This window comes from Acidovorax cavernicola (assembly GCF_003581445.1).
Genome location: NZ_QXMN01000001.1, coordinates 481,799 through 507,597, shown reverse-complemented (window position 1 = coordinate 507,597; position 25,799 = coordinate 481,799). Strand labels below are relative to the sequence as shown.

Annotated in this window: 26 protein-coding genes; 19 read left to right on the top strand and 7 right to left on the bottom strand. The window is 67.8% G+C overall.

All coding sequences use genetic code 11. The annotated features are described in order from the left end of the window. The first annotated feature begins 130 nt into the window (after positions 1–130). The 14 genes from D3H34_RS02390 (at position 131) to D3H34_RS02325 (ending at position 14,587) form a co-directional block, all read left to right on the top strand. Complete coding sequence (locus tag D3H34_RS02390) at positions 131–2,233, top strand: 3-hydroxyacyl-CoA dehydrogenase NAD-binding domain-containing protein (protein ID WP_119551825.1); 2,103 nt, start codon at positions 131–133, stop codon at positions 2,231–2,233. 47 nt (positions 2,234–2,280) lie between these two features. Further along, positions 2,281–3,756 (top strand): M20 family peptidase, encoded by a 1,476-nt coding sequence (locus D3H34_RS02385; protein ID WP_119551824.1) that lies wholly within the window; start codon positions 2,281–2,283, stop codon positions 3,754–3,756. Between the two features lie 37 nt (positions 3,757–3,793). Further along, entirely contained in the window at positions 3,794–4,969 is a 1,176-nt protein-coding gene (locus D3H34_RS02380; RefSeq protein WP_119551823.1) for an acetyl-CoA C-acyltransferase, read from the top strand. Between the two features lie 2 nt (positions 4,970–4,971). Then, positions 4,972–5,460: a PaaI family thioesterase gene (locus D3H34_RS02375; RefSeq protein WP_119551822.1), complete on the top strand. Its 489-nt coding sequence runs from the start codon at positions 4,972–4,974 to the stop codon at positions 5,458–5,460. An 18-nt stretch (positions 5,461–5,478) separates the two neighbouring features. After that, positions 5,479–7,332: an acyl-CoA dehydrogenase gene (locus tag D3H34_RS02370; RefSeq protein WP_119551821.1), complete on the top strand. Its 1,854-nt coding sequence runs from the start codon at positions 5,479–5,481 to the stop codon at positions 7,330–7,332. Positions 7,333–7,334: 2 nt separating this feature from the next. Continuing rightward, on the top strand, positions 7,335–7,574 hold the full coding sequence (locus D3H34_RS02365; RefSeq protein ID WP_119551820.1) for a hypothetical protein: 240 nt from the start codon (positions 7,335–7,337) through the stop codon (positions 7,572–7,574). 22 nt (positions 7,575–7,596) lie between these two features. Continuing rightward, positions 7,597–7,899 (top strand): Dabb family protein, encoded by a 303-nt coding sequence (locus tag D3H34_RS02360; RefSeq protein WP_119551819.1) that lies wholly within the window; start codon positions 7,597–7,599, stop codon positions 7,897–7,899. A gap of 51 nt (positions 7,900–7,950) precedes the next feature. Further along, complete coding sequence (locus D3H34_RS02355; protein WP_119551818.1) at positions 7,951–8,748, top strand: SDR family oxidoreductase; 798 nt, start codon at positions 7,951–7,953, stop codon at positions 8,746–8,748. A gap of 1 nt (position 8,749) precedes the next feature. Next, the gene (locus D3H34_RS02350; RefSeq protein ID WP_119551817.1) at positions 8,750–9,220 is read left to right on the top strand and encodes a PaaI family thioesterase; all 471 of its coding nucleotides are present in this window, start codon (positions 8,750–8,752) and stop codon (positions 9,218–9,220) included. Positions 9,221–9,248: 28 nt separating this feature from the next. Then, the gene (locus D3H34_RS02345; RefSeq protein ID WP_119551816.1) at positions 9,249–10,265 is read left to right on the top strand and encodes an NADP-dependent oxidoreductase; all 1,017 of its coding nucleotides are present in this window, start codon (positions 9,249–9,251) and stop codon (positions 10,263–10,265) included. 31 nt (positions 10,266–10,296) lie between these two features. Next, positions 10,297–11,937: an isovaleryl-CoA dehydrogenase gene (locus tag D3H34_RS02340; RefSeq protein ID WP_119551815.1), complete on the top strand. Its 1,641-nt coding sequence runs from the start codon at positions 10,297–10,299 to the stop codon at positions 11,935–11,937. Between the two features lie 16 nt (positions 11,938–11,953). Then, a complete protein-coding gene (locus D3H34_RS02335) occupies positions 11,954–12,589 on the top strand; it encodes a hypothetical protein (RefSeq protein ID WP_119551814.1) in 636 nt (211 codons plus the stop codon). 41 nt (positions 12,590–12,630) lie between these two features. Next, positions 12,631–13,569 carry a glutathione S-transferase family protein gene (locus D3H34_RS02330; RefSeq protein ID WP_119551813.1) on the top strand — a complete coding sequence of 313 codons (939 nt, stop codon included), beginning with the start codon at positions 12,631–12,633 and terminating at the stop codon, positions 13,567–13,569. Between the two features lie 115 nt (positions 13,570–13,684). Beyond that, a complete protein-coding gene (locus D3H34_RS02325; RefSeq protein WP_119551812.1) occupies positions 13,685–14,587 on the top strand; it encodes an SDR family oxidoreductase in 903 nt (300 codons plus the stop codon). A gap of 7 nt (positions 14,588–14,594) precedes the next feature. Here D3H34_RS02325 and D3H34_RS02320 read toward each other — a convergent pair whose 3' ends face one another. Further along, positions 14,595–15,281: an FMN-dependent NADH-azoreductase gene (locus tag D3H34_RS02320; RefSeq protein WP_119551811.1), complete on the bottom strand. Its 687-nt coding sequence runs from the start codon at positions 15,279–15,281 to the stop codon at positions 14,595–14,597. Positions 15,282–15,423: 142 nt separating this feature from the next. Between D3H34_RS02320 and gcvA the strand changes: the two genes are divergently transcribed. Next, positions 15,424–16,329: a transcriptional regulator GcvA gene (gene gcvA, locus D3H34_RS02315; protein ID WP_119551810.1), complete on the top strand. Its 906-nt coding sequence runs from the start codon at positions 15,424–15,426 to the stop codon at positions 16,327–16,329. 64 nt (positions 16,330–16,393) lie between these two features. After that, positions 16,394–17,026, top strand: a complete 633-nt coding sequence (locus D3H34_RS02310; RefSeq protein WP_286185355.1) for an ABC transporter ATP-binding protein — start codon at positions 16,394–16,396, stop codon at positions 17,024–17,026. On the opposite strand, the gene D3H34_RS02305 is transcribed toward D3H34_RS02310, so the two are convergent. Next, positions 17,027–17,554, bottom strand: a complete 528-nt coding sequence (locus D3H34_RS02305; RefSeq protein WP_286185354.1) for a GNAT family N-acetyltransferase — start codon at positions 17,552–17,554, stop codon at positions 17,027–17,029. Between the two features lie 27 nt (positions 17,555–17,581). Further along, positions 17,582–18,562, bottom strand: a complete 981-nt coding sequence (locus D3H34_RS02300; protein WP_119551807.1) for a GlxA family transcriptional regulator — start codon at positions 18,560–18,562, stop codon at positions 17,582–17,584. Positions 18,563–18,656: 94 nt separating this feature from the next. On the opposite strand from D3H34_RS02300, the gene D3H34_RS02295 reads away from it, so the two are divergent. Next, positions 18,657–19,514 (top strand): dienelactone hydrolase family protein, encoded by an 858-nt coding sequence (locus tag D3H34_RS02295; RefSeq protein ID WP_119551939.1) that lies wholly within the window; start codon positions 18,657–18,659, stop codon positions 19,512–19,514. Here D3H34_RS02295 and D3H34_RS02290 read toward each other — a convergent pair. Next, positions 19,478–20,674, bottom strand: coding sequence for an MFS transporter (locus D3H34_RS02290; RefSeq protein WP_119551806.1), 1,197 nt, complete (start codon positions 20,672–20,674; stop codon positions 19,478–19,480). The genes D3H34_RS02295 and D3H34_RS02290 overlap by 37 nt on opposite strands. 90 nt (positions 20,675–20,764) lie before the next feature. Between D3H34_RS02290 and D3H34_RS02285 the strand changes: the two genes are divergently transcribed. Then, positions 20,765–21,727: a LysR family transcriptional regulator gene (locus D3H34_RS02285; RefSeq protein WP_119551805.1), complete on the top strand. Its 963-nt coding sequence runs from the start codon at positions 20,765–20,767 to the stop codon at positions 21,725–21,727. On the opposite strand, the gene D3H34_RS02280 is transcribed toward D3H34_RS02285, so the two are convergent. From D3H34_RS02280 to D3H34_RS02270, 3 genes are all read right to left on the bottom strand, one after another. Next, a complete protein-coding gene (locus D3H34_RS02280; protein ID WP_119551804.1) occupies positions 21,676–22,440 on the bottom strand; it encodes a fumarylacetoacetate hydrolase family protein in 765 nt (254 codons plus the stop codon). The two genes, D3H34_RS02285 and D3H34_RS02280, sit on opposite strands and share 52 nt — an antisense overlap. Positions 22,441–22,591: 151 nt before the next feature. Beyond that, positions 22,592–23,569, bottom strand: coding sequence for a Bug family tripartite tricarboxylate transporter substrate binding protein (locus D3H34_RS02275; RefSeq protein WP_119551803.1), 978 nt, complete (start codon positions 23,567–23,569; stop codon positions 22,592–22,594). A gap of 139 nt (positions 23,570–23,708) precedes the next feature. After that, the gene (locus D3H34_RS02270; protein WP_119551802.1) at positions 23,709–24,953 is read right to left on the bottom strand and encodes a pyridoxal-phosphate-dependent aminotransferase family protein; all 1,245 of its coding nucleotides are present in this window, start codon (positions 24,951–24,953) and stop codon (positions 23,709–23,711) included. A gap of 131 nt (positions 24,954–25,084) precedes the next feature. Here D3H34_RS02270 and D3H34_RS02265 point away from each other — a divergent pair, with 131 nt between their 5' ends. Beyond that, complete coding sequence (locus D3H34_RS02265; protein WP_119551801.1) at positions 25,085–25,792, top strand: GntR family transcriptional regulator; 708 nt, start codon at positions 25,085–25,087, stop codon at positions 25,790–25,792. The last annotated feature ends 7 nt before the right edge of the window (positions 25,793–25,799 follow it).

The window sequence follows — 25,799 nt, the reverse complement described above, 5'->3', positions numbered from 1 at the left end:
TTTTCCCCGAATTCCCCATGTCTCGACAGCGACTGCGCGCCATTGTTGCGTCGCGACAAAAGTCTAGAATCGTTCGGAAAAGAACACTCGTGCTTTTTCTTCTTTTTCTTCATCCACCAAGGAACGCAGCATGACGGCTGAATACAAAGTGCTCGGCGATGTCGCCGTGATCACCCTGACCAACCCTCCGGTCAACGGTCTCGGTTTCTCGACCCGCATCGGCATCACCGATGGCCTGTCGAAGGCCAACGCCGACGGCGCCGTCAAGGCCATCGTCATCACCGGCGCCGGCAAGGCGTTCTCGGGCGGTGCGGACATCAAGGAATTCGGCACGCCCAAGGCGCTGCAGGAACCCAACCTGCTGAGCGTGATCCTCTCGCTCGAAGCCTCGCCCAAGCCCGTCGTGGCGGCGATCCATTCGGTGTGCATGGGTGGCGGCCTCGAGCTGGCGCTCGGTTGCCACTACCGCGTGGCGGCTCCCGGCACCAGCGTGGCACTGCCTGAAGTCAAGCTCGGCCTGCTGCCGGGCGCCGGCGGCACGCAGCGCCTGCCGCGCGTGATCGGCGTGGAAACCGCCCTGAACATGATCGTCAGCGGCGAGCCGGTGAAGAGCGAACTGCTCGCCAGCCTGCCGGGCCAGAAGCTGTTCGACAAGCTGGCCGCCTCGGCCGAGTCGGTGTTCGACGAAGCCGTCGAGTTCGCCAAGTCGGTTGCAGCCAAGGGCGGCGAGCTGCCGCTGGTGCGTAACCTGCCGTGCAAGCACCCGCAGGGCGATGCCTACTTCCAGTTCGCGAAGAACATGGTCGGTGGCATGTCGAAGAACTACCCCGCGCCGCTGATGTGCGTCGACGCCGTGCAGGCCGCGACGAAGATGAAGTTCGACGACGGCATGGCCGAAGAGCGGCGCCTGTTCACCGCGCTGATGTTCACGCCCGAATCGCTGGCCCTGCGCCACCTGTTCATGGCCGAGCGCGCTGCCTCGAAGATCCCCGATGTGCCCGAAGACACGCCCAAGCGCGAAATCAAGGCCGTGGGCGTGATCGGTGCCGGCACCATGGGTGGCGGCATCTCGATGAACTTCCTGAACGCGGGCATCCCCGTCAAGATCCTCGAGATGAAGCAGGAGGCGCTCGACCGCGGCATTGCCACCATCAAGAAGAACTACGAAGCCCAGGTCAAGAAGGGCAAGCTCAAGCAGGACAAGTACGAGCAGCGCATGGCGCTTCTGAGCACCACGCTGAGCTACGACGACCTGAAGGACGCCGACCTCATCATCGAAGCGGTGTTCGAGGAAATCGGCGTCAAGGAAAAGGTCTTCAAGGAACTCGACCGCGTCGCCAAGAAGGGCGCCATCCTGGCCTCGAACACCTCGACGCTGGACGTCGACAAGATCGCTTCGTTCACCGACCGTCCGCAAGACGTGGTCGGCATGCACTTCTTCAGCCCGGCCAACGTCATGAAGCTGCTGGAAGTGGTGCGCGGCAAGGCCACCGGCAAGGACGTGCTCGCCACGGTCATGGCCATCGGCAAGAAGATCAAGAAGACCTCGGTCGTGTCGGGCGTGTGCGACGGCTTCATCGGCAACCGCATGATCGAGCAGTACAGCCGCCAGGCCGGCTTCCTGCTGGACGAAGGCGCCACGCCGCAGCAGGTCGACAAGGCCATCGAGAAGTTCGGCTTTGCCATGGGTCCGTTCCGCATGGGCGACCTGGCCGGCAACGACATCGGCTGGGCCATCCGCAAGCGCCGCGCCGTCGAGCGTGCCGACATGAAGTACAGCCGCACCGCCGACAAGCTGTGCGAACTGGGCCGCTTCGGTCAGAAGACCGGGGCAGGGTGGTACGACTACCAGGCCGGCAAGCGCGACGCCATTCCGTCGGAACTCGTCAACAAGATGATCGAGGACCACCGCAAGGAACTGGGCATCACGCCGCGCAAGATCTCCGACACGGAAATCGTGCAACGCCTCGTGTTCGCCCTGGTCAACGAAGGCGCACACATCCTGGAAGACGGCATTGCCTCCAAGTCGGGCGACATCGACATGGTGTACCTCACCGGCTACGGCTTCCCGATCTACCGCGGTGGCCCGATGCACTACGCCTCGCAGGTCGGCCTGTACAACGTGGCCGAGACGATGAAGCGCTTTGCCCAGAACCCGCGCGACGACGCCGAGTTCTGGCAGCCCGCACCGCTGATCCAGAAGCTGGTGGCCGAAGGCAAGTCCTTCAGCTGAGCCATCGGAACCGAGCCCACACCGCGCTGTAGAGGTCAAGACCGCCCATGTTGAAACGCATCTTTCTCGGGCTGCTGCTGGTGCTCCTGGCACTGGTGGCGGCCGTGGCGGTCAAGACCTGGACCACGCCCTCGCAACAGCTCGCGGTGGCGCCCGCACCGAAGCTCGAGATCGACCTGCAGGCCGCCGCGAAACGGCTGGCCGGCGCGATCCCGATCCGCACGGTGTCGAGCCTGGACGATCCGGCCGCCAACCTGGCCGAGTTCGACAAGCTGCACGCCTACCTGGCGCAGCAGTACCCGAAGGTCCACGCCACCCTCAAGAAGGAAGTGGTGGGCCAGAAGGCCTTGCTCTACACCTGGACCGGCACCGACGCCCAGGCCAAGCCCGTCGCGTTGATGGCGCACCAGGACATGGTGCCCATCGCGCCCGGTACCGAAAAGGCCTGGTCGGTCGATCCCTTCGCGGGTGAGATCAAGGACGGCTTCGTGTGGGGCCGCGGCGCGCTCGACAACAAGGGCAACCTGTTCGCGCAGATGGAAGCCATCGAGCTGCTCATCGGCAGCGGCTTCCAGCCGAAGCAGACGGTCTACCTCGTGATGGGCGACGACGAAGAGGTGAGCGGCCTGCGCGGCGCGCAACCCATCGCCGAACTGCTCAAGTCGCGCGGCGTGAAGCTCGACTGGGTGCTCGACGAAGGCCTGCTCGTGCTCGACGGCGTGCTGCCCGGCCTGAGCAAGCCCGCGGCGCTGATCGGCCTGGCGGAGAAGGGCTACGGCACCTTCTTCCTGTCGCTCGATACCGCGCCCGGCCATTCGTCGATGCCGCCGCAAAAGAGCGCCATCGGCCGCATGAGCGCTGCGCTCGCGCGGCTCGAAGCGACCCCGATGCCCGGCGGCATCCAGGGCGTGGCGGGGCAGATGTTCGGCGCGCTCGCGCCCGAGATGAGCGGCGTCAACCGCGTCATGCTGTCGAACCTGTGGCTCACCGAGCCGCTGGTGCGCGGCCAACTCGAGAAGAGCCCGAGCAGCAACGCCATGCTGCGCACCACCACCGCACTGACCATCGTGCGCGCCGGCAACAAGGACAACGTGCTGCCCGGCCGCGCCGAGGCTGCCGTCAACTTCCGCGTGCTGCCCGGCGACACGCTCGCCAGCGTCGAGGCGCACCTGCGCAAGGCGCTGGGCGACGACGACATCAAGATCAAGCCGTACCCCGGCAACTCGGAGCCCTCGCCGGTGTCGCCCACCGACAGCACCGGCTACCGCGCGATCCAGCAGGCCGTGCGCCAGAGCTTCCCCGACGCCGTGGTGGCGCCCGGCCTCATGACCGCCGCCACCGATTCGCGTCACTTCAGCCTCGTGAGCGATGCCGTCTTCCGCTTCTCGCCGTTCCGCGTGAAGAGCGAGGACCTGGCGCGCTTTCATGGCAACAACGAACGACTGTCGATCTCGAACTACGGCGAGATGATCGGCTTCTATCACCAGCTCCTGCGCAACACCTCCGCTGCGCCGGCGCAATGACCCCCCGTTTTCCCTTCCATCTTCAAAGGACCTCACCATGACCAGCGCCGTCATCGTTTCCACTGCCCGCACGCCGCTCGCGAAGAGCTGGAAGGGTGCCTTCAACATGACGCACGGCGCCACGCTGGGCGGCCATGCCGTGCAGCACGCGGTGCAGCGCGCCGGCATCGATCCCGCGGCGGTCGACGACGTCATCATGGGCTGCGCCACGCCTGAAGGCGCGACCGGCTCCAACATCGCACGCCAGATCGCGCTGCGCGCCGGCCTGCCGATCACGACCTCGGGCATGACGATCAACCGTTTCTGCTCCTCGGGCCTGCAGACCATCGCCACCGCCGCCCAGCGCATCATCGCGGGTGAGGGCGACGTGTACGTGGCCGGCGGCGTCGAGAGCATCTCGTGCGTGCAGAACGAAGCCAACAAGCACATGCTGGCCGACCCCTGGCTCGTGAAACACAAGCCCGAGATCTACTGGAACATGCTGCAGACGGCCGAGCAGGTCGCCAAGCGCTACAACATCAGCCGCGAGGCCATGGACGAGTACGGCGCACAGAGCCAGCAACGCGCCACCGCCGCGCTCGAGGCGGGCCTGTTCAAGGCGGAAATCGCTCCCATCACCGTGCTGGCCGGCGTGGCCGACCCCGTGATGGGCCTGCGCACCAAGGAAGTCACTGTCGAGAACGACGAAGGCATCCGCGCCGGCACCACCAAGGAAGGCATCAGCGGCATCCGTCCGGCCATCCCTGGCGGCGTGATCTCGGCCGGCAATGCCAGCCAGTTCTCCGACGGCGGCGGCGCCTGCGTGGTGGTCGACGAGAAGTACGCGCAGCAGAAGGGCCTGAAGCCCCTGGGCCGTTTCCTCGGCTTCGCCGTGGCCGGCTGCGAGCCCGACGAAATGGGCATCGGCCCGGTCTTCGCCATCCCGAAGGTGCTCAAGCGCCTGGGCCTCACGGTCAACGACATCGACCTGTGGGAACTGAACGAAGCCTTCGCCGTGCAGGTCATCTACTGCCGCGACAAGCTCGGCATCCCGGGCGACCGCCTGAACGTGAACGGCGGCGCCATCGCCGTGGGCCACCCCTACGGCGTGAGCGGCCAGCGCCTCACGGGCCATGCGCTCATCGAAGGCAAGCGCCGCGGCGCCAAGAAGGTCGTGGTCACGATGTGCATCGGCGGCGGCATGGGCGCCGCGGGCGTGTTCGAGGTTCTGTAACCATGTCCGGCTTGGGCATTGACCAGGAGGTCTCGCCCGAAGCCGTCCTGGCTGTCCTGGAATATGGGCGCAGCGTGCTCGCTGCGCAGCCCTTCAGTGTGTTGATCGGCGCCGAGCTGCACGCACTCGCGCCGGGCCATGCAGAGCTTCAGCTGCCGCTCACCGCGCAGCTGAAGCAGCAACACGGTTTCGCCCATGGCGGCATCGTGAGCTACATGGCCGACAACGTACTGACCTTTGCCGGCGGCAGCGCCTTGCGCGTGCCGGTCGTGACCTCCGAATTCAAGATCAACTATGTGCGGCCCGCCATCGGCCAGCGGCTGATCGCGCGCGCCAGGGCCGTCCATACCGGCAGCTCGCAGGCCGTGTGTACCTGCGAGGTGGTGGCGGTGGCCGACGACGGCACCGAGAAGCTCTGTGCGCTGGCGCAGGGCACCATCGCCACGCTGCCCGACTCCCCGAAGAAGACTTCGTCACCCGCGAAGTCGTAGCCTGAAGAAGACATCACCATGAGCCTGCGTCCCACCCTCGACTTTCTGCTTTACGACTGGCTCGATGCCGAGAAGCTCAACCAGAGCGAGCGTTTTGCCGACCACTCGCGCGAGACCTTCGACGCCGTGCTCGACACCTGCGAGCGCATCGCGCGCGAAAAATACGCGCCGTTCAACCGCACGGTCGACACGCAGGAGCCGCATTTCGACGGCGAGAAAGTCATCCTGCCGCAGGCCACGCACGACGCGCACAAGGCCTTCGTCGAGTCCGGGATGATGAGTGCCGCGCAAGACTACGAGATCGGCGGCATGCAGCTGCCCTACACGGTGCAGGCCGCCGCCAACAGCTTCTTCGCAATGGCGTCGGTGAGCATCGGCTCGAACATGCTCACCAGCGGCAACGCCAACCTGCTCATGGTGCACGGCACCGAGATGCAGAAAGAGGTGTTCGCCAAGAACGAGTTCTCGGGCCGCTGGGCGGGCACCATGTGCCTGTCGGAGCCGCAGGCCGGCTCGTCGCTGAGCGACGTGTCCACCCGCGCCGTGCCCGACGGCGCCGACTTCCAGGACGACCCGCTGGGCCCGCGCTACCGCCTCACCGGCAACAAGATGTGGATCTCGTCCGGCGACCACGAGCTGACCGAGAACATCGTGCACATCGTGCTGGCCAAGATCCCCGACGAGAACGGCAAGCTGGTGCCGGGCACGCGCGGCATCTCGCTGTTCATCGTGCCCAAGCGCATGGTCGACACGCAGGGCCAACTCACAGGCGAGCGCAACGACGTGGCGCTGGCCGGCCTGAACCACAAGCTGGGCTGGCGCGGCACCACCAACACGCTGCTGAACTTCGGCGAGGGCAAGTACCCGGTCGGCGGCAAGGCCGGCGCGGTGGGCTACCTGGTCGGCGCGCCCGGCAAGGGCCTGCACTGCATGTTCCACATGATGAACGAGGCCCGCATCGGCGTCGGCACGGCCGCCACCATGCTCGGCATGGCGGGCTACTACGCCTCGCTCGACTACGCCAAGAGCCGTCCGCAGGGCCGGCTGGTGAAGAAGCCCGAGGCCGCCGGCGCCGCCGTGGTCAAGGATTCGGCCGCGCCGCAGGTGCGCATCATCGAGCACGCCGACGTGCGCCGCATGCTGCTGGCCCAGAAGGCGTACTGCGAGGGCGCGCTGGCGCTGGAGCTGTACTGCGCCCGCCTGGTCGACACGCAGAAGACCGGCAACGCCGAGCAGGCCGACGACGCCCGCCTGCTGCTGGAGGTGCTCACGCCCATCGCCAAGAGCTGGCCCAGCGAGTGGTGCCTGGAGGCCAATTCGCTGGCGATCCAGGTGCACGGCGGCTACGGCTACACGCGCGATTTCCCGGTGGAGCAGTACTGGCGCGACAACCGCCTGAACATGATCCACGAGGGCACGCACGGCATCCAGGCGGCCGACCTGCTGGGCCGCAAGGTGCTGATGGAAAAGGGCCGCGGCCTGCAACTGCTGGCCGGCCGCGTCACCGACACCATCGGCCGCGCCGCCAAGGTGCCCGCACTGGCGCCGCACGCCAAGGCGCTGGGCGCCGCGCTGCAGCGCATCGGCAGCGCCACGGAGGCCGCCTGGTCCACCGGCGATCCGGCCGACGCGCTGGCCAACGCGGTGCCTTACATGCAGGCCTTCGGCCACACGGTGCTGGCCTGGCTCTGGCTGGACGTGGCCGTGCGAGCCCTGGAAATCGACGCGCAGAAGGCGAGGGCGGTAACAGCTGGCAAGATCGGCGCCACGGACTATTTCTTCCACTACGAGCTGCCGAAAATCGGTGCCTGGCTCCAGGTGGTCGAAACCCGTGACCCGACCTGTACCGCTTTGCCCGAGGACGCTTTCTGACAATGGCCAACGCCGCCCCGAACTCACCCCCACCCGTCGCCCAACCGCCGAAGCCACCCAAGCCGCATGCGCGGCTCGAGAAGTGGATCTGGATCCTGATCTACGGCGGCCTGTTCCTCGTGATCCTGGGCATCGCCACGGGCCGCACCGAGCCCGCCCTCGGCTGGTCGATGGCCGTGCCCGGCGGCGTGATCGCCGCGGTGGGCATCGTGCTCATCTACGTGCGTTCGCGGCTCAAGTGAAGAACAAGGCAAGGACCTGATCATGCTCAAGCACATCGTGATGTGGAAGTTCAAGGAACACGCCGAGGGCGCCGACAAGGCGACCAACCTGTTGAAGGCCAAAGCGCTGCTCGATGCCTGCGCCAGGCTTTCGCCCGGCACGCACCGCTTCGAGGTGGCCATTGCCCAGCCCGGGCTCGAGGCCACCTACGACCTGATCCTCAATTCGGAATTCACCGACGCCGCCGCGCTGGCGGCCTATGCGGACCATCCGCAGCATGTGGCGCTCAAGCCTTTCATGGGCGCCGTGCGCGAAGAGCGCCAGTGCATGGACTACGAGCTCTGAGCGCTGTGCGCTGACCTCGACAACATTTCCCCTTCATACCGGAGACACCGCATGACCGTCCGCACCACTCAACAACTGTTCGACCTCACGGGCCAGACCGCCCTCATCACTGGCGGCTCGCGCGGCCTGGGCCTGCAGATGGCCCATGCGCTGGGCGAAGCCGGCGCGAAGATCATGCTGAGTTCGCGCAAGGCCGAAGACCTGGAGCAAGCCGCCGCCGAGCTGCAGGCCGCCGGCATCGACGCGCGCTGGATCGCCGCCGACTGCTCGAAGGAAGAAGACACCCGCCGCCTGGCCGACGAGACGCTGCAGCGCATGGGCGGCGTCGACATCCTCATCAACAACGCCGGCGCGAGCTGGGGTTCGCCCGCCGAGAGTCACCCGGTCGAGGCCTGGGACAAGGTGATGAACCTGAACGTGCGCGGCTATTTCATCCTGTCGCAGCAGATCGCCAACGGCTACATGATCCCGAAGAAGCGCGGGCGCATCATCAACATCGCCTCGATCGCGGGCCTGAACGGCAACCCGCCCGGCATGCAGACGCTGGCCTACAACACCTCGAAGACCGCGGTGATCGGCTTCACGCGCACGCTGGCCGCCGAATGGGGCAAGTACAACATCAACGTCAACGCGATCTGCCCGGGCTTCTTCATGACGAAGATGGCGGCCGGCCTCATCAAGACGCTGGGCGAGGAGCACATGGCCGAGTCGGCGCCGCTGGGCCGCCTGGGCGACGACGAAGACCTGAAGGGCCTGACGCTGCTGTACGCGAGCGATGCCGGCAAGCACATCACCGGCCAGTGGATGGCGGTGGACGGCGGCGTGAGCGTGGTTCTTGGTGCGGCCTGACATGTCCGATTCGCCCGCGACGTCCAGCGACATCAACATCCGCTCGTACACGACCCAGATTCCGTTCGCGCGCCACCTCGGCTTCGAGCTCACGAGGTTCGAGGGCGGCGAGTCGGAGATCCTGTACACGGCCAAGCCCGAGCACTTGAACACCTTCGACGTGACGCACGGCGGCGCCTGCATGACGCTGCTCGACATCACCATGGCGGCAGCGGCGCGCAGCGTGTCGCCCGAGACCGGCGTGGTCACCATCGAGATGAAGACCAGCTTCATGCAGCCATCGGTGGGCCCGCTGCACGCGCGCGGCACGCTGCTGCATCGCACGGCGACGCTGGCTTTTACCGAAGCCAAGATCTACGACGAGCAGGAGCGCGTGTGCGCCCATGCCACCGGCACCTTCAAGTACGTGAAGCGCCGGCTGCCGACCGGCCCCGCGAGCGCCAACGCCATGCGTCCGCCTTCGACCGATTGATTCCCCCGACATCCGCCAGGAGATTCCCATGCCCGTCAACAAGCAACAGATCCTCGACAACCGCCCCGAGGGCGAAGCCGTCGCGAGCAACTTCAAGCTCGTCACCACCGAGACGCCCGCGCTCCAGGACAACCAGGTGCTGGTGCGCCACCACTTCATGAGCCTCGACCCCTACATGCGCGGTCGCATGAACGACTCGAAGAGCTACGCCCAGCCGCAGCCGCTGGGCCAGGTGATGCAGGGTGGCACGGTGGGCGAGGTGGTCGAGAGCAAGCACCCCAAGTACGCCGTGGGCGACAAGGTCGTCGGCTTCGGCGGCTGGCAGGAATACAGCGTGGTCGATGCCTCGCAGCCCGGTGCGCTGAAGAAGGTCGACACCACGCACGTGCCGCTGTCGCACTACCTCGGCGCGGTCGGCATGCCCGGCGTGACGGCCTGGTACGGCCTCGTGAAGATCATCGCGCCCAAGGCCGGTGAAACCGTGGTCATCACCGCCGCCAGCGGCGCCGTGGGCAGCGCCTTCGGCGCATTGGCCAAGGCGCGCGGCTGCCGCGTGGTCGGCATTGCCGGCGGCCCGGACAAGTGCAAGTACGTGACCGACGAACTCGGCTTCGACGCCTGCATCGACTACCGCCAGCACCCCGACGTGAAGACCATGAGCTCCGCGCTCAAGGAAGCCTGCCCGAACGGCATCGACGGTTACTTCGAGAACGTCGGCGGCTACATCTTCGACGCCGTGCTGCTGCGCGCCAACGCCTTCGCGCGCGTGGCACTGTGCGGAATGATCGCGGGCTACGACGGTGCGCCGCTGCCGCTGGCAAACCCGGCGCTGATCCTCATCAACCGCATGAAGATCGAGGGCTTCATCGTCAGCGAGCACATGGAAGTCTGGCCCGAAGCGCTGACCGAACTCGGCACGCTGGTGGGCACGGGCAAGCTCAAGCCGCGCGAGTCGATCGCGCAGGGCATCGAAGCCGCCCCTGAAGCCTTCCTGGGTTTGCTGAAGGGCAAGAATTTCGGCAAACAGCTGGTGAAGTTGATCTGATGTTCTGAAACGCACGGCAAGGAGGCCGGTCATGGACACGACACACGAGGTCTTCAACCAGCCCGCGCCGCTGGTCGACTACAACCTCTTCGACACCAACCGCCCCCTGCGCGATGCGCTGAAGTTCAATGCGCCCGCGCTGCAGACCACGCAGCTGCATGAGCTGGGCGAGACCCTCGGCTCGGCCGCCATGCAGACGCATGCGCGGCTGGCCAACATCCACACGCCGCAGCTGCACACGCACGACCGCTTCGGTCGGCGCATCGACGAGGTGGAGTTTCATCCGAGCTACCACGCGCTGATGCAGGCGGCCGTGGGTGCGGGCCTGCACGGTACGCCCTGGACCGGAACGTCCGCCTCGCCGCATGTGCTGCGCGCGGCGGGCTTCATGCTCTTCACCGAGCTGGAACCGTCCATCCTGTGCCCGATCTCCATGACCTACGCGGTCACGCCTGCGCTGCGCGGCAACGCGGGCGTCTACGGCGACTGGGGCCCGAAGCTCGCCAGCCTCTGGTACGACCCCGCGCTCAAGCCGCTGCACGACAAGCCCGGCGTGACCATGGGCATGGGCATGACGGAGAAGCAGGGCGGCTCCGACGTGCGAGCGAACACCACGCAGGCCGTTCGGGACGGCAGCGACACCTGGGGCGAGCGCTACGCCATCACCGGCCACAAGTGGTTCTTCTCGGCGCCGATGTGCGACGCCTTCCTGATCCTGGCGCAAGCGCCGGCGGGGCTGTCGTGCTTCTTCCTGCCGCGCGTGCTGCCCGATGGCACGCGCAATGCCATCCACATCCAGCGCCTGAAGGACAAGCTCGGCAACAAGGCCAACGCCAGTTCCGAGGTCGAGTTCCACGGCGCCAGCGCCTGGCTCGTGGGCGAGGAGGGCCGCGGCATTCCGCAGATCCTCGAGATGGGCACGATGACGCGGCTCGACTGCTCGCTGGGCACCGCCGGCCTGATGCGGCAGGCGCTGGGCATCGCGATGAACCACACGGCGCAGCGCAACGCCTTCGGCAAGCCGCTGGTGGAACAGCCGCTCATGAAGAACGTACTTGCCGACCTTGCGCTCGAAAGCGAGGCCGCCACGGCCCTGGCGATGCGCCTCGCGCGGGCTTTTGATCGTCAGGCCGACGCCCACGAAAGCCTGATGGCGCGCCTGCTCACGCCGGTCGCCAAGTTCTGGATCTGCAAGCGCGGCAGCCCCTTCGCACAGGAGGCGATGGAGTGCCTGGGCGGCAACGGTTACGTGGAGGAGGGCGGCGAGGGCATCATGGCGCGCATCTACCGCGAGATGCCGCTCAACTCGATCTGGGAAGGCGCGGGCAACATCATGGCGCTCGACCTGCTGCGCGGCCTGCGCAAGGGCGATGCCGTCGCCGCGCTGGCGCACGAGCTGGCTCCGGCGCGCGGCCAGCAAGCCGCGCTCGACCGCCTGGCCGACGCCTTGCCCGCGCGCATCGAGGCCATGGCCTCAGAGACCGAGGCACGTTGCCTCGCGCAGGACGTGGCGCTGGCCGTGCAGGCCGCCTTGCTGGTGCAGACTGCTCCGGCCGCGGTGGCCGACGCCTTCTGTGCCTCGCGCCTGGGCGGCGACTGGGGCCAGGCCTTCGGCACGCTGGGCGCGGGCACCGATTTCGATTCGATCATCCAGCGGGCGCAGCCTGCATGACACACGACGTACTGCGATGCTGAAGATCAAGAACATGAATAAGGCCGTCGAGGAGGCCTTGGCCGGCGTCCGAGCGGACATTCAGGCCGAATTCGGGCGCTATTTCAACGAACTCATTTCCGGCGATTTCTTGGAACTGCCCGAGAAGACGCGTGGTGCATCACTTCACGAGATCACGGATGTCGCTTCGCTGGAGGCGCTGCCCACTGGACCGGGGTTCTATGTGATCTTTTCGTCCTGCGCGGTGGAAGGCGTGCCGTCCAGACTCCGGCTTGCCGACGGCCGCCGAGCGATTTATCGAGGGGAGGGGCGCTTCGTGCAACGGCGCGTGGAAAGCCACCTGTTCAAGGAAGCGCACGACCGGCTTCACGCAGAGCGGAAACTGAAAAACTCCTCAGAGCAGCGCTACGGCGTCTGCTTGAGGCTCGCCGAGAGCGACGAGGCGTACGGCATCAACGTGGACCGTCTTCCGCACTGCCGGGAACGCTGGGCGGTCCTGGTCGTCCGCCTGCCCGACAGCCTCTCCGATATCCGCAAACAGGCCGAGATCGCATTCGACACGCGATTCGGAAGGCCCGCAGCCTCCAGAGAAACAAAGAAAAAGACCGAGGACGACGCCGACGAGTCAGCATTCAGCGCCGCCATTGCCTGATCGACGTTTCCCGCCTCATCACCTTCCCCACGAAAGACCCCATGGCCGACCTCATCCTCCACCACTACACCACCTCGCCGTTCTCCGAAAAGGTGCGCACGATCCTCGGCGCGAAGAAGCTGCCGTGGAAGTCGGTCTTCATCCCGCCGATCATGCCCAAGCCCGACGTCGAGGTGCTCACGGGCGGCTACCGCAAGACGCCGTTCCTGCAGATCGGCGCCGACATGTACTGCGACAGCGCGCTCATCGCCGACGTGCTGGAGCACCTGCAGCCCGAGCCCACGCTCTACCCGGAGCCCGAGAAGGGTATGTCGCGCATCCTCGCGCAGTGGGCCGACACCACGCTGTTCTGGGCCGCGATGGCCTGGAATCTGCAGCCGAAGGGCGCGGCCGAGGTGTTCGCCAAGGCGCCGCCGGAAGCCGCCAAGGCCTTCGGCGAAGACCGCGGCAAGATGAGCGCCGGCAACATGACGCGCCTGCGTCCGGCCGACGCCACCAGCGCCTACAAGTCGTACCTGCGCCGCCTGTCGGACATGCTCGACGACAAGCCCTTCCTGCTGGGCGAGGCGCCGTGCATCGCCGACTTCTCGGCCTACCACCCGCTCTGGTACACGCGGCGCATCGAGTCGGTGAAGGGCATCCTCGAACTCACGCCCGCGGTGGTCGACTGGATGGATCGCATCGCGGCCATCGGCCATGGCAGTTCGTCGAAGTTCTCGAGCGACGAGGCCATCGCCGTCGCCAAGGCGGCCGCGCCCCACACGCTGCTGACCGACAGCACCTTCCAGGACGACCACGGCATTCCCCTGGGCAGCGCCGTCACCATCCGCGCCGAGAGCTTCGGCCTCGAAGAGACGCCCGGCACGCTGGTGGCCGCCACGCGCACGCACTACACGCTGGAGCGCAGCAGCGAGCGCACGGGCACGGTGCATGTGCACTTTCCGCGCATCGGCTACGTGCTGCGCAAGGCAGAAGCCTGACCGGACAAGCGGGTGCAACGGGCACCTTCGTGACTGCGCGCGCGGCCGTTCCGTATTTCAATAGCGGCTCGGACTTCCACGTCAGACACATTCAACGCAACAAGGACACCGGCAAATGATCCAGGACTTCAAGGGCAAGACCGCCGTACTCACCGGCGCGGGTTCGGGCTTCGGCCTCGAATGCGCGCGCATCGGCGCCGCCCGCGGCATGAACCTCGTGCTGGTCGATGTGCAGCAGGACGCACTCGACAAGGCCAAGGCCGAAATGGAGGCCCTGGGCGTCCAGGTGCTGGCGCGCAAGGTCGACGTGTCGAACGCCGCCGAGATGGAAGCGCTGGCCGCCGCCGTCAACGAGCGCTTCGGCGCGCCGCATTTCGTGTTCAACAACGCGGGCGTCGGCGCCGGCGGCCTGGTGTGGGAAAACACCGTGGCCGACTGGGAATGGGTGCTGGGCGTGGACCTGTGGGGCGTGATCCACGGCGTGCGCCTGTTCACGCCGATGATGCTGGAGGCCGCCGCCAAGGACCCGTCGTACCGCGGCCACATCACCAACACCGCCAGCATGGCGGGCCTGCTCACGCCGCCCAACATGGGCATCTACAACGCGGCCAAGGCGGCCGTCGTGAGCCTGACCGAGACCATGTACCAGGACCTGAACCTGGTCACCGACCAGATCGGCGCGAGCCTGCTGTGCCCGTACTTCGTGCCCACCGGCATCACGAGCAGCGAGCGCAACCGCCCGAACGCGCCGAAGGATTCCGAACTCACCAAGAGCCAGCTCATCGGCCAGGCCATGAGCAACAAGGCGGTCAGCAGCGGCAAGATCACGGCCGCCGAAGTGGCGCACAAGGTGTTCGAGGCCATCAGCGACAACCAGTTCTACGTGTTCAGCCACCCCAAGGCGCTGGGCAACGTGAAGAGCCGCATGGAGAACATCGTGTCGATCACCAACCCGGCCGACCCGTTCCTCGAACGCCCCGAGATCGGCCAGAAGCTGCGCGAGCAACTGCGCAGCTGATCCGCACTCAGCCGACCTGCACCTTCGCCTGCAGGTCGCGCACCAGTTGTTCGATACCCGACAGCGCCTCGGTCATTGAACGGTCCAGCAGGTCGCCGCGGTCTTCCGCGTGCTCGACCGCGATGTCGTGCACCTCGTGCAGCCCGAGCAGGCCCAGCGCGGCCTTCACTCCCGGCACCAGGAAATTCAGGTGCGCCTGCATGCCGCCCGGCCCGAAGCCGCTGCTGCCGTGCGCGGTGAGCAGCACGGTGCGGCGCGGGCGCTCGGCCAGCAGCGGGATGTAGGGGTAGTCGAGGCTCGGGTCCATGTCGAAGGTTTCGCCGACACGCACGATGTTGTCGATCCACGCCTTCACGGTCGCCGGGGCGCTGTAGTTGTACATGGGCGTGCCCATCACGATCACGTCGGCGCGGCGCAACTCAGCAATGAAGGCATCGCTCTCGGCCAGCACCTCGTGCATCCAGGGCTCGCGCGCTTCGGCCCGCGTGAAAGCGCTGTGGATCCAGTCGCCGGTTATCGCCTGCGGCGGGGCCGTACCGAAGTCGCGGTAGATCACCTCGTCGTGCGGGCGTGCGGCCTGCCAGGTGCTGACGAAGTGGTGGCTCAGGCGGCGCGAGTGCGAGCCGTGCACGACGGCGCCCGAACGGCCGGAACGGGGGCTGGCATCGATGTGGAGCAGGGTGGTGGTGGTCATGGCGTGGTCCTCGGTTGGATGAAGGGAATTCAGCTGTCTGCTTGACATGGCTCCCAATCTATCCAAGCATCCAGGGCCGGACAAACGACGATTTCTTTGCGTTGATGAAAATTCAATTCATCCATCCGTAGCTCCACACGCCATGGCCCTCCTGCATTCCCTGCCACCCCTGGCCTCGCTGCGCGCCTTCGAGGCCGCCGCGCGCCATTGCAGCGCCAAGCTCGCGGCGAACGAGCTGTCGGTCACGCCCACGGCCATCAGCCACCAGGTGCGGCAGCTCGAAGAGTCGCTGGGCGTGGCGCTGTTTGTGCGCCAGCCGCGCCAGCTCGTGCTGACGCCGCAAGGCCGCGAACTGCAGGCGGTGCTGAGCGATTCGTTCGGGGCCATGGCGCAGGCCGTGGCACGCCTGCGGGCGCCGCCCGAGCGCAGCGCGATCACGCTGTCGACCACGCCCGCCGTGGCCGCGCGCTGGCTGCTGCCGCGCGTCGGGGCGCTGCGCGCGGCGCATCCGCGGCTCGACCTGCGCATCCACGCCTCGCACGACGCGGTGCCGCTCGACGGCCTCACGGCCGACGTCGCCATCCGCTACGGCAAGGGCCAGTGGCCGGGCCTCGTGGCCGAGAAGCTGTTCGACACCGTCTTCGCACCGGCCTGCAGCCCCGCGCTCAAGCTGCGCCGCCCGGCCGACCTCGTGAAGCACACGCTGCTGCATTTCGCGGTACCGAACAGCAAGACCCAGCCGGGCACCTGGGCCGCGTGGCAGCAGGAAGCGCAGGTGCCAGGCCTCGACGTGACGGCCGGCCCCGTGTTCTCCGACGAAACCCACACCGTCTCGGCCGCGCTGCAGGGGCAAGGTGTGGCGTTGATGGGCCTGGCGCTCATCACCGATGAACTGCGCGCGGGCAACCTCGTGCAGCCCTTCGGGCCGGTGCTGCAGGGGTCGCCGTTCTATCTCGTGTGCCCACAGGCGCGACGTGACGATCCGAATGTGGCGGCGGTGTTCGAGTGGGTGAAGGGGATTTCGTCGCTGGACGCGGCCACCCATTGAGGCAGGACGCTCCGACGGCAGATCCGTCTCGCGTTTCGGATACAACCGGTTCATGAGCCTTTCCATGACTTCCTCGGTTTCGCTGCAGGTGCGGGACCTGCACTTTTCCTACCCTGACCAGCCCGCGCTGGCCGATGGCTGGTCGGCCTCCATCGGCGAAGGGGTGACGCTGCTGTACGGCGACACAGGCAGCGGCAAATCGACCCTGCTGCGCGTGCTGGCAGGCATGCAACAGGCATCGGCCGGGCAACTGCATGCGGCCGGCGTGGCGCTCGACGCCGAGCCCGAGGCCTATCGGCGCCAGGTCTTCTTCTGCGAGCCGGCGTCGGAAGCCTTCGATCAGCTCAGCGTGCGGGCCTGCACCGACTTGCTGGGCGCGGGCGATGCGGGTTTCGATCCGGCCGAATGGCAGCGCCTGGTCGAGGCCTTCTCGCTCGCACCACATCTGGAAAAGCAGATGTTCATGCTGTCGACTGGCTCCCGCCGCAAGGTCGGGCTGGCCGCCGCGCTGGCGTCAGGACGGCCCGTGGTGTTGCTCGACGACCCGGTCGGTGCGCTCGATGCGCGTTCGATCCACGGCCTGTGGCGGGCGATCGAGCGGCGCATCGCGCAGCCGGGGCGGGCGGTCGTCGTGGCCAGCAGCGAGCGCATCACGGAGGTGCCGCTGGCGGCGTGCATCGAGCTGCCGCTGGGCTGATCAGTTGGGTGGCGTGGCCATCACGTGGTTGTCGTGCCGCTCTTCGCCGAGCACGAACTGCGTCAGCCCGGTCACGGCCAGTCCGTGCTTCTCGTAGAACGCGCAGGCGCGCTGGTTCTTCACGTTCACCGTGAGCCACAGACCATCGTTGCCCGTACGCGCATGCGCGGCACTGCGAGCTTCGCGCAGCAGCACCGACCCGACGCCGCTGCGCGTGAACGGTGACTGCACATAGAGCGTGCGCAGCTCCGTATCGCAGTGCGGTGCCAGCGGCTGTGCGGCGTTGAACTGCAGCAGCGCGTAGCCCACGAGATGGCCATCGACCTGCGCCACCCGCAGCGCGGCATCGGGCGCCTCGGCCCACCCGGCGAATGCGGCGGGCGTGAAGGTCGACAGCACGTAGCGCCCGAGCAGGTCGTTCACGCCGTCGGTGGCGTAGGTGTCGAGCCAGACCTGGATCGCCAACGCGGCGAGCGTGTGCGCGTCGGCTGCGGTAGCGGGGCGAACGGTGACAAGCGGTGAGGTCATGGAACGGCGCATTCTGCAGCCACGGCGTCACGCGGTCTGCAAGGCCGACCGGAAGCGGCTTGGCGGCGCCCCGGCCGACTTGCGCATCAACCGTCGCAGCGCCGTGGCGTCTTCGTAGCCGACCTGCGTCGCGACCTGGTCGATGGTCATGCGACTGCTCTCGATCAGCATGCGGGCCCGGTTGAGCCGCACGCGCTGCACCAGCGCCAGCGCGCCCAGGCCGGTGGCGGCGCGCACGCGCCGGGCCAGCGTGCGCTGCGACATCGCGAACTCTTCGGCCAGCGCGGCCACGCTGGGTGGCGTGGGCAATGCGGCTTCGATGCGTTGCGTGAGCCGCGCGACCAGCTCGTTGCCGTTGGACAGCATCGACGGCACGACGAACGGCGCCTGCGCCTGGCGTCCGTCGATCAGCAACACCTTGCTCACGGACTCGGCCAGCGCCGGGCCGAAGCGTGTGCGCAGCAGGTGCAGCATGAGGTCCGACTGCGCAAAGGCCGCACCCGCCGTGCTCACCGGTCCGTCGGCGCACACCATGCGGTCGGCGTCGACATGGCAGCCGGGCTCGAGGCGGCGCAGCTCGGGCGCCAGCCACCACGAGGTGGTGACGCGGCGCGCGCTCAGCAGGCCCGCCGCCTGCAGCAGGAACACCGCCGAGCACGAAGCCGCCACCGCGCCGCCGCGCGTGGCATGGCGCCGCACGACATCGATGGCGGCCTTGGCGTGGTCGTCGGTGAGGCGCACTGCGAGATCGGCAGGGCGGTCGACGCCCAGGCCGGGCACGATCCAGGTCGATCCGTCGGCGCGTGCGCGGCGGGGCATGGCCGCCGTGTCGATCTGCAGGCCGTTGCTCAGCGGCACCGGGCCGCCCTCGGGCGACACCACGCGCCAGGTGGGGCGCGGCATCTTGTGGCGCGGCGCGAGCGTGGCGGCCGCCGACAGCACATCGAGCGTGACGGCGACGCTGGTTGCGAAGCTGCCCGGAAGCACGAGAACGGTGAAGTCATGCATGGCTGAAAAAGCTCGATCAACGTCAAAACAGACACTGTCAGTCTAGCGCCGCACGGGGTGCAATGGCAGCCACCGCAAGCTCTTGATCCTGACCATGACACAGCCCCCGCACACGCCCGACCCGCTCGACGACTTCACCCGCCGCGAGGTCACGCTCGACGGCGCCACCAAGGCGGTCTACGTGGCCGGCTCCGGCCCGGCGGTGATCGTGATGACCGAGATGCCCGGCATCAGCCCCCACGTGGCGCGCTTTGCGCGCTGGGTGCGCGAGGCCGGCTTCACGGTCTACATGCCGTCGATGTTCGGCCGCGACGGCGCCGTGCCGGATGCGGAAGAGGGCAAGGCCGTGTTCCAGCGCGCCTGCGTGAGCGCCGAGTTCCGCGCCTTCGCGGGCAATGCCTCGAGCCCGGTCACGCAGTGGCTGCGCGCGCTGGCACGGCTGGCGCATGCGGAGTGCGGCGGGCCGGGTGTGGGCGCGATCGGGATGTGCTTCACCGGCAACTTCGCGCTCACGATGATGCTGGAGCCGGCTGTGCTGGCGCCCGTGCTGTCGCAGCCTTCACTGCCGCTGGACAACCCCGGGGGCATCGAGATTTCGCCGGAAGAGATCGCCCAGGTGCGGCAACGCCTCGACCGCGAAGACCTGACCGTGATGGCCTACCGCTTCGAGGGAGACCGCTTCTGCCGCGCGCAGCGCTTCGCGGCATATGCCGAAGCGCTGGGCGACCGTTTCGTGGCCCGAGTGCTGTCCGACAGCGCGGCCAACACGCGCGACCTGCCATCGTTCTTCTCGCAGGTGGTCGCGAGCCCGCACAGCGTGGTGACGGCGCACCTGATCGACGAAGCCGGCCAGCCGACGATTGCGGCGCGCGACGAGATCCTTTCGTTCTTCGCGCGCCGGCTGGGGACTGCCGATCAGGCCCGTGCCGAGGCGCCGTCGGCGGGCAGCTGACCGGTCTTCTGTGCGCGCCGGTCGAGCGTGCGGCTCCACAGCGCGATCGCCAGGCCCACGAGCGTGAGCAGCGCCGCCACCCAGCCCAGTGCGTGAAGCCCCGGGCCGTGGTCGATCGTCACGCCGCCGACCCAGGCGCCTAGTGCGTTGCCGAGGTTGAAGGCCGCGATATTGAGGCTCGACGCGAGGTTCTGGCCTGCGCCCGAGGCCTTCTCGAGCACGCGCAGCTGCATCGGCGCCACGGTCGCGAACGAGGCCACGCCGAGCAGGCCGACGAACACCACGGCGGTGAACGGCGTGCCGATGGTGAACTGCATCGCGCCGAGCACGACCGCCAACGCCACCAGCGTGCCGAACACGGCGGCCATCGGCGCCCGGTCGGCCAGCTTGCCGCCGAGGATGTTGCCCACGGCCAGGCCACCGCCGAACACCAGCAGGACCGGCGACACCGCCGATTCCGACAGGCCGGTGACTTGCGTGAGCAGCGGCTGGATGTAGGTGTAGACCACGAACACGCCGGCAAAGCCGAGCACCGTCATTGCCAGGCCGAGCAGCACCTGCGGACGCGCCAGCACGGCGAGCTCTTCACGCAGCGGAGCGGGCTTGACCTCACCCTTCACGCGCGGCACGAACACGGCGAGCACCGCGAAAGCCAGCACGCCGATCAGCGTCACGGCCCAGAAGGTCGAGCGCCAGCCGAACTGCAGGCCCAGCCATGCGCCGGCGGGCACGCCGAGCAGCGTGGCGGCGGTCAGGCCGGTGAACATGATCGCGATGGCCGAGGCGCGGCGTTCCGGCGCCACGAGGCCGGTGGCGACCACCGAGCCGACGCCGAAGAAGGTGCCGTGCGCCAGCGAGGTGATGACGCGCGCGGCCATCAGCATCTCGTAGTTGGGCGCGAGCGCACAGGCGAGGTTGCCGAGCGTGAAGATCGCCATCAGCGCGAGCAGCACGGTCTTGCGCGGCAGCTTGCGGGTGGCGATGGTGAGCACGGGGGCGCCGACCGCGACGCCGAGCGCGTAGCCCGAGATCAGCAGGCCGGCGGCCGTGATGGAGACCTGGAGATCCGTCGAGACCTGCATGAGCAGGCCCATGATGACGAACTCGGTGGTGCCTATTCCGAAGGCACCGGCGGTGAGGGCAAGGAGAGCGATGGGCATGATGCCTGTACTGTGCGGACAATCAGGGTCGATGACTAGAATGCCGCAAGTACATGCACTTGTGAATTGAAGTCACAATAAAGGAAGCCCATGCCGCGCATCGACGTCAACCGCTCCGGCGAAATGGAAGCCTTCGTGCAGGTGGTGGAGTCGGGTGGTTTCTCGGCGGCGGCGCGGCTGCTGGACATGACGCCCTCGGCCGTCAGCAAGCTGGTGGCGCGGCTCGAACTGCGCCTGGGCATCCAGCTGGTGCACCGCTCCACGCGCAAGCTGCAGCTCACGCCCGAGGGGCTGCATTTCTACGAGCGCAGCACGCGCGTGCTGGCCGACATGGACGAGGCCGAACGGTGCGCCGCGGCCGGTGCGGCGCCGCGCGGGCGGGTGAGCATCAACGCCAGCGTGTCTTTCGGCCATCACAAGCTGGTGCCGCTGGTGCCGCGCCTGCTCGAGATGCATCCGCAGATCACGCTCGACATCGCACTGACCGACCGCATCGTCGACCTGATGGACGAGCGCGCCGACATCGCGATCCGCTGGGGCCAGTTGCCGGCGTCCGACCTCGTGGCGCGGCGCCTGGGCGAAACCAGTCAGGCCATCGTGGCTGCGCCGGACTACCTGGCGAAGTACGGCACGCCGCGCACGCCGCAGGAACTGGAAGCGCACAACCGGCTGGGCTGGAGCTACCGGCGCAACACGCCCGAGTGGCCGCTGCGTGTCGAGGGCCGAATGGTCATGCTGCCGGTGGCGGGTCCGGTGCGCGCGGGCGACGGCGAAACGCTGCGGCAGCTGGCGATCGCGGGAGCGGGTGTGGCGCGCTTGTCGCTGTATCACATCCAGCACGACATCGATGCCGGCCGGCTGGTGCCGCTGCTCGAAGAATTCAATCCGGGCGAGATCGAGCCGATCCACGCGGTGTACATCGGCAAGGCCGGCACGCTGCCCGCGCGGGTGCGGGCGGTGCTCGACTTCCTGGTGGCCTGCTCGGGCGTGAGCGGCGGGCGTTACACGCTCAAGCGCACGGCGCCGATGCCGGGGAACTCGGCCGTCACCTGATCGCCGCGGCGGCAGGGCAGCACGCCAACCCACGAGCCGGTGGTCACGACGGTGCCGGCGGGCACGGTCTGGCCGTGGCGCGTGAGGTGCCGCAACCAGATCGGCAGCAGCCACGCCGGATCGGCCAGCGGATGCGTGCCTTCGCGCACGACGGTTTCTGCATCGCCGATCTTCGTTTCGCAGCGCTGCGAAGCCCAGTCGACGGCGGCATAGGGCTGCCACTCGCCGAGCACGAGCGCGCCGTGCACCTGCGAGTCGGCCAGGCGCAGCAGGGCGGGCGTGGCGGCCAGGTCCTGCCAGCGCGCATCGACGATTTCGACCGAGACGGCCATGGCGTCGATGAGGGCGGCTGCGTTGTCGTGGTCGAGCGCGGCGGCTTGCGCGGGCGTCACGTCCTGTCCGAGCCGCAAGGCGATCTCCGCTTCGATGCCGGGGGTGTGGAACGCGAGGTCGCTGAAGTCGGCGGGGCTCTGTCGCACGCCGGACGGGGGCAGCGGGGCGTGCGTGAGCGTGGCGCTGCGCGAGCCGCCGCCGGACTTCCAGGTCTTCGGCACGCCGTCGAACCAGCCGAGGGCTGCCGCCACGGCGTCTTGCACTTCGTAGGCCTGCGTGGGGTCTGGCAGCGCGTCGGTCCAGGGCGTGGCGTCGAGCGTGCGGTGGGCCTGACGTGCGGTGACGAGGGCTTCGGTGAGGGCTTTTTGGTCGGGGGTCATTCGTCGGATCTTCTCAGCAAAGCGTGGCCGGTGATGGCGGCCTTTCGCGGAACACCGAGGAACCGGCTTTGCCGGGCCTCAGGTGTTGCCCCCGGCAGGGGGTTGGCGATGCGACACGAAGCGCGCAAGGCCTGGGGGCGAGCCATGTTTTTCAAGTCTCGACCTGCACCTTGCCATCCTTCACCACCTTCGCCCACTTGGCGATCTCGGTGCTGATGAACTGCTTGAACTTGTCCTGCGAACCGCCGCCGTCTTCCGCGCCGTAGGTGTCGAGCCGTTCCTGCACGTCGGGCATGGCGAGCACGGTGTTGACGTCGCGGTTCACCTTCTGGGCGATCGCGGGAGGCAGCTTGCCGGGGCCGGCCAGACCGTACCAGGTGGTGGCTTCGAAACCGGCAAAGCCTTGCTCCTGCATCGTCGGCACGTTGGGATGGCCCTTGGCGCGCTTGGTGCGGGTCTGCGCCACCGCGAGCACGCGGCCGTTCTTCACGTGGGGCGTGGCGGCGGTCATGGTCTCGAAGCTGAACTGGATCTGCCCGCCCATCAGGTCGGCGAGCAACGGGCCGCTGCCCTTGTACGGCACGTGCATCGCATCGACGCCGCCCTGCAGCTTGAACATCTCCAGCGCCAGGTGCTGCGCCGAGCCCGAACCGGCCGAGCCGAAGCTCACGGTGCCAGGCGCGGCCTTGCAGGCGGCGACGATGTCTTTCACGCTCAGCGCCTTCTGCGCCGGGTTGGCGATGAGCAGGTTGGGCGTGACGCCCACCAGCACGATCGGCACGAAGTCGCGCTCCACGTTGTAGCGCAGCTTGGGCTGCAGGCTGGGTGCGAGCGCGTGGCTGTTGATGTGGGCCATGAGCAGCGTGCTGCCGTCGCTGGGCTGCTGCGCCACGTAGTCGGCCGCGAGCACGCCCGCGACGCCGGCCTTGTTCTCGACGATGACCTGCTGGCCCCACATCGTCGTGAGCTTCTGAGCGACCACGCGCGCCAGCGCGTCGGTGCCGCCGCCCGGTGGAAAGCCCACCACGATGCGCACCGGGCCGGTGGGCCACTCCTGCGCGAACAGCCGGGGCACGCCCAGCGTGGCGGCCGCGCCAGCGGCGGCCTGGATCAGGGAACGTCTTTGCATCTTCTTTGTCTCCGTCGGTTGGGGAATCCGATGCGTGCCGGGGGCCGCTTGCGCGGGCCCGGCAGGGTGGTGGGCCGCCGCATCGTTCGAGCGATGCGCTGCGGCCGGTGTGGTTCTGCAGCGGTGCTGCGTGCGCGGATCAGGCCGCCTTTTGCAGGGTGACCGGCGCGGCCGGGTGGCTCGCGAAATGGTCCATCGCCGCCTGCACGCCGCTGCCCGCGAGCTTGATGCCGCTGAGCTTCATGCCCATCTCGACACCCGCGACCATGGCCACGAGCGTGAGGTCATTGCTGTCACCCAGGTGGCCCATGCGGAACATGCGGCCCTTGAGCTTGCCCAGGCCGGTGCCCAGCGACAGGTCGAAGCGCCGGTGGATGAGGCGGCGCACGGCGTCGGCATCGACGCCTTCGGGCGTGATCACGCCGGTGAGCACGGGCGAGTACACGGCCGGGTCGGCGCACTGGATCGGCAGGCCCCAGGTGTTGACCGCCGCGCGCACGCCGGCGGCCCAGCGCTGGTGGCGCGCGAACACGTTGTCCAGGCCTTCGCCGAGGATCATGTCGAGCGACTCGGACAGGCCGTACAGCAGGTTGGTGTTCGGCGTGTAGGGCCAGTAGCCGTCCTTGTTCATCTCCACGATCTCGTCCCAGGCCCAAAAGGCCTTGGGCAGCTTCGCGTGCTTCGAGACTTCGAGCGCGCGCGGCGAGAGGGCGTTGAAGCTGATGCCGGGCGGCAGCATCAGCCCTTTTTGCGAGCCGCTCACGCAGACGTCGACGCCCCATTCGTCATGGCGGTAGTCGGCGCTGGCCAGGCCGGAGATGCTGTCGACCATCAGCAGGGCCGGGTGGCCGGCCGCATCGATGGCCTTGCGCACCGAGGCGATGTCGGAGGTGACGCCGGTGGAGGTCTCGTTGTGCACCACGCAGACGGCCTTGATCTTCTTCTCGGTGTCCTTGCGCAGGCGCGCCTCGATGAGCTCGGCCTGCACGCCGCGGCGCCAGCTGGGCGCATTCGGCAGATGAGCATCGGTGCCGGCGTAGGCGAGGAACTCGGTCGACAGGCCCAGGCGCGTGGCCATCTTCTGCCACAGCGACGCGAAGTGGCCGGTCTCGTACATGAGCACGTGGTCGCCGGGGCTGAGCGTGTTGGCGAGCGCGGCTTCCCAGGCGCCGGTGCCTGATGCCGGGTAAATCGCCACCGGGTGCTTCGTCTTGAAGATCTGCTGGATGCCGCCGAGCACCTTCAGGCCCAGCGTGCCGAATTCGGGGCCGCGGTGGTCGATGGTGGGCAGGCTCATGGCCCGCAGGATGCGGTCGGGCACCGGGCTGGGGCCGGGAATCTGGAGGAAGTGGCGGCCGGTGGGATGGATGTCGAGTTGCAGCATGGGCTCTCCTTGTGCGATTAGTTTTGCATTCAAAATGCATTTATGAATACTGGTTTACACCTATCAACTAAGGTTGTGAGGTCAACTTTTTGCATTCAAAATTCAAGCAAAGGGAATGACAAGACCACCACATGACCGCTGAAATCATCGAAATCTCCAGGCTCGCGTTGCACGACCAGGTGGCATCGCGCCTGCGCACCATGCTGGTCGAAGGGCGCATCGCGCCGGGCGCGAAGCTCAATGAACGCGAGCTGTGCCTGCAGCTGAACGTGTCGCGCACGCCGCTGCGCGAAGCCATCAAATTGCTCGCAGCCGAAGGGCTGGTCGACCTGTTGCCCAACCGCGGCGCGGTGGCGGTGAAGCTCACCGAGGCCGACGTGCTCAACACCTTCGAGGTGCTGGCGATGCTCGAGGGCATGTCGGGCGAGCTGGCGGCCAAGCGCATCACCGACGAGGAGCTGGCCGAGGTGCGCGCGCTGCACTACGAAATGATGGCCTGCTTCGCGCGGCGCGACCTGTCGGGCTACTACCGCCTGAACGCGCGCATCCACACGGCCATCAACGACGCGGCGGCGAACCCGGTGCTGTCGAACACCTACCGCTCGATCAACGCCCGCGTGCAGTCGCTGCGCTTTCGCACCAACCAGGACGAGGTGAAGTGGAAGCACGCGGTCGAGGAGCACGAGCAGATGGTGCAGGCCCTGGCCGCACGCGACGCGCAGGCCATGCGCAAGGTGCTCACGGCGCACGTGCTGCGCAAGCGCGACACGGTGCTGGCGCTGCTGCGCGCCGGCGAGATTTATCCCACGGCCAAGAGCAAGAGCAACAAGACGAGCTAAGCACCCA

Excerpts from the sequence above, each read along its gene's own strand:
- D3H34_RS02390 (WP_119551825.1), top strand. The coding sequence starts at position 131 with ATGACGGCTGAATACAAAGTGCTCGGCGATGTCGCCGTGATCACCCTG.
- D3H34_RS02385 (WP_119551824.1), top strand. The coding sequence starts at position 2,281 with ATGTTGAAACGCATCTTTCTCGGGCTGCTGCTGGTGCTCCTGGCACTG.
- D3H34_RS02380 (WP_119551823.1), top strand. The coding sequence starts at position 3,794 with ATGACCAGCGCCGTCATCGTTTCCACTGCCCGCACGCCGCTCGCGAAG.
- D3H34_RS02375 (WP_119551822.1), top strand. The coding sequence starts at position 4,972 with ATGTCCGGCTTGGGCATTGACCAGGAGGTCTCGCCCGAAGCCGTCCTG.
- D3H34_RS02370 (WP_119551821.1), top strand. The coding sequence starts at position 5,479 with ATGAGCCTGCGTCCCACCCTCGACTTTCTGCTTTACGACTGGCTCGAT.
- D3H34_RS02365 (WP_119551820.1), top strand. The coding sequence starts at position 7,335 with ATGGCCAACGCCGCCCCGAACTCACCCCCACCCGTCGCCCAACCGCCG.
- D3H34_RS02360 (WP_119551819.1), top strand. The coding sequence starts at position 7,597 with ATGCTCAAGCACATCGTGATGTGGAAGTTCAAGGAACACGCCGAGGGC.
- D3H34_RS02355 (WP_119551818.1), top strand. The coding sequence starts at position 7,951 with ATGACCGTCCGCACCACTCAACAACTGTTCGACCTCACGGGCCAGACC.
- D3H34_RS02350 (WP_119551817.1), top strand. The coding sequence starts at position 8,750 with ATGTCCGATTCGCCCGCGACGTCCAGCGACATCAACATCCGCTCGTAC.
- D3H34_RS02345 (WP_119551816.1), top strand. The coding sequence starts at position 9,249 with ATGCCCGTCAACAAGCAACAGATCCTCGACAACCGCCCCGAGGGCGAA.
- D3H34_RS02340 (WP_119551815.1), top strand. The coding sequence starts at position 10,297 with ATGGACACGACACACGAGGTCTTCAACCAGCCCGCGCCGCTGGTCGAC.
- D3H34_RS02335 (WP_119551814.1), top strand. The coding sequence starts at position 11,954 with ATGCTGAAGATCAAGAACATGAATAAGGCCGTCGAGGAGGCCTTGGCC.
- D3H34_RS02330 (WP_119551813.1), top strand. The coding sequence starts at position 12,631 with ATGGCCGACCTCATCCTCCACCACTACACCACCTCGCCGTTCTCCGAA.
- D3H34_RS02325 (WP_119551812.1), top strand. The coding sequence starts at position 13,685 with ATGATCCAGGACTTCAAGGGCAAGACCGCCGTACTCACCGGCGCGGGT.
- D3H34_RS02320 (WP_119551811.1), bottom strand. The coding sequence starts at position 15,281 with ATGACCACCACCACCCTGCTCCACATCGATGCCAGCCCCCGTTCCGGC.
- gcvA (WP_119551810.1), top strand. The coding sequence starts at position 15,424 with ATGGCCCTCCTGCATTCCCTGCCACCCCTGGCCTCGCTGCGCGCCTTC.
- D3H34_RS02310 (WP_286185355.1), top strand. The coding sequence starts at position 16,394 with ATGACTTCCTCGGTTTCGCTGCAGGTGCGGGACCTGCACTTTTCCTAC.
- D3H34_RS02305 (WP_286185354.1), bottom strand. The coding sequence starts at position 17,554 with ATGACCTCACCGCTTGTCACCGTTCGCCCCGCTACCGCAGCCGACGCG.
- D3H34_RS02300 (WP_119551807.1), bottom strand. The coding sequence starts at position 18,562 with ATGCATGACTTCACCGTTCTCGTGCTTCCGGGCAGCTTCGCAACCAGC.
- D3H34_RS02295 (WP_119551939.1), top strand. The coding sequence starts at position 18,657 with ATGACACAGCCCCCGCACACGCCCGACCCGCTCGACGACTTCACCCGC.
- D3H34_RS02290 (WP_119551806.1), bottom strand. The coding sequence starts at position 20,674 with ATGCCCATCGCTCTCCTTGCCCTCACCGCCGGTGCCTTCGGAATAGGC.
- D3H34_RS02285 (WP_119551805.1), top strand. The coding sequence starts at position 20,765 with ATGCCGCGCATCGACGTCAACCGCTCCGGCGAAATGGAAGCCTTCGTG.
- D3H34_RS02280 (WP_119551804.1), bottom strand. The coding sequence starts at position 22,440 with ATGACCCCCGACCAAAAAGCCCTCACCGAAGCCCTCGTCACCGCACGT.
- D3H34_RS02275 (WP_119551803.1), bottom strand. The coding sequence starts at position 23,569 with ATGCAAAGACGTTCCCTGATCCAGGCCGCCGCTGGCGCGGCCGCCACG.
- D3H34_RS02270 (WP_119551802.1), bottom strand. The coding sequence starts at position 24,953 with ATGCTGCAACTCGACATCCATCCCACCGGCCGCCACTTCCTCCAGATT.
- D3H34_RS02265 (WP_119551801.1), top strand. The coding sequence starts at position 25,085 with ATGACCGCTGAAATCATCGAAATCTCCAGGCTCGCGTTGCACGACCAG.